We start from the raw sequence: 1121 nt of genomic DNA, 5'->3' as shown, positions 1-1121 counted from the left end.
AAAAAATACCATGCTGGACGGTGGCGCGGCTGACTGCTGCGATGTCGGAGTATTCCAATCATAGGAGTTTCCAGCATGGTCAGGAAAGCAACACGTATTTCGCGGTTTGTCGCTGCCGTCGAAGATCGGCCAATCTACGTCGGTCTCGATGTCCACAAGAAGACCTATTCGGTCGCGCTGTTCGATCCAGAGGACGGGATCGTAGAGACTTACACCTGCCCTTCGGGGGAAGAGGCTTTGGCAGAGCAGCTAGCCAGTCTCGGATGTCAGATTGCGCATGTCGTCTATGAATCTGGTCCAACCGGGTTCGCTTTGTCTCGTGCATTGGAGCGGTCAGGGTTTACGGTCTCCGTGATTGCCGCCTCTCGCATCCCACGTGGCTATGCGGCGGCGGCCAAGACAGACCGCATTGATGCAGTGAAGCTCGCCAATTATTTCGCGCGTGGTCTGCTGCGGTCGATTGCGATCCCAACGGTCGAACAGGAGGGCTATCGCGCGCTTGTCCGGCGGCGCAAACGGATTGCAGAAAGCCGGGGCAAGATCAAACAGAAGATCAAGGGCTTCCTTCTGGCCTCCGGCATCGACGAACCTGCCAGCCTCCAAAAATGGTCACTGGCGGCGTCCAACGATCTGTCAACGCTGCCGATCCCACCAGAACACCGTTTGGCACTGGCTTCGATGGTCCGCGAGTATCTCTTCTTGCTTTCCGAGGACAAGCTGCTCCGGGCCGAGATCAGGACCGCAACGATGCGGATGCACCCGGAACGGTTCGAGCGCTTGACGTCTATCATCGGAGTAGGGGAGACGGCAGCATCGCATTTCCTTGCCGAACTGTTCTCACCAGAACGCTTCAATCGGGCGGAAGAAGTCACCTCCTATCTCGGCCTCGCACCTGTGGTCAGCCAAAGCGGCAACAGCAAAGCGCGAGCCAAACTGCGCCCGGTCGGCCAGAAACGCTTGCGTGGCATCCTTGTTGAAGCCGCATGGCAATGGACTTGGCGCGACCCAGAGGCGAAGGCCATCTACAATCATCATTTCGCGAAGCATGGGATCGGGCAAAAGGCCATTGTGGCCGTCGCCCGCAAGCTCGCGATCAAGCTCTGGCGCATGACGGTGGAAAC

1 protein-coding gene is annotated in these 1121 nt (G+C 58.2%); it reads left to right on the top strand.

Translation table 11 applies throughout. The features are described from left to right. Positions 1-75 precede the first annotated feature (75 nt). Positions 76-1121: IS110 family transposase (locus Q1A75_RS23920; RefSeq protein WP_299593577.1), on the top strand; the 1046-nt coding region annotated here is incomplete at its 3' end.

The sequence above is a fragment of the uncultured Tateyamaria sp. genome, assembly GCF_947504105.1.
In the GTDB taxonomy this organism is placed as follows: domain Bacteria; phylum Pseudomonadota; class Alphaproteobacteria; order Rhodobacterales; family Rhodobacteraceae; genus Tateyamaria.
This window is presented reverse-complemented; position numbering and strand designations above follow the sequence as displayed.